Annotated in this window: 2 protein-coding genes; both read right to left on the bottom strand. The window is 73.9% G+C overall.

The genetic code is table 11. From position 1 onward, the window contains the following. A partial coding sequence (locus tag DEIPI_RS0103730) for an ADP-ribosylglycohydrolase family protein (RefSeq protein ID WP_211238236.1) occupies nt 1-309 on the bottom strand: 309 nt, incomplete at its 3' end. After that, the coding region (locus tag DEIPI_RS28250) for an adenine deaminase C-terminal domain-containing protein (protein ID WP_045233580.1) at nt 296-552 on the bottom strand (257 nt) is incomplete at its 5' end. The genes DEIPI_RS0103730 and DEIPI_RS28250, both read right to left, overlap by 14 nt.

Genomic DNA, 552 nt, shown 5'->3' with positions numbered 1-552 from the left:
GCCGCGCACGAGGGTGCCCGCGTCGGGCGGTCCGGCGCTCAGCCAGTCGAGGTACGCCGCGTGCACGCCCACGAGGCCCTCGCCACGCGCGAAGCCGAGGAGCGTCGCGACGGCCATCTGGCTGTCGTCGGTGCCCTCGCCGGGCGCGAAGCCGAACGGGGAGCCCGGCTGGTACGTCGTGAGGTCCAGCCCGAGCGCCTCGATGCGGTCGGGCGTCTTGAACTCGGTCGCGGCGCCCAAGGCGTCGGCGGCGGTGAGGGACAGCAGCAGGTCGAGGGCGCGGGGACATACTCCCCTACCTTGACACATCCGCGCGGCCCACGAACGCGCGGGCCTCCACGTCGTACAGCCCGAGCGGCGTGACCTTCAGGGTGGGAATGACGGTCAGGCCCAGAAAGCTCAGCGTGATCAGCGGATTCGGGAGGGTGCAGCCCAGCGAGCGTGCGGCGGCCTCCACGTCCTCCTGCGCGCGCGCCACGTCGCGCGGATCCGCGTCGCTCATGAGGCCCGCCACGGGCAGCGGGAGCCGCGCGAGGACCCGTCCGCCCTCCA

This window comes from Deinococcus pimensis DSM 21231 (assembly GCF_000519345.1).
Lineage (GTDB): Bacteria > Deinococcota > Deinococci > Deinococcales > Deinococcaceae > Deinococcus_A > Deinococcus_A pimensis.
The sequence above is the reverse complement of the archived record's forward strand: the minus strand, read 5'-3'. Positions and strand labels throughout refer to the sequence as shown.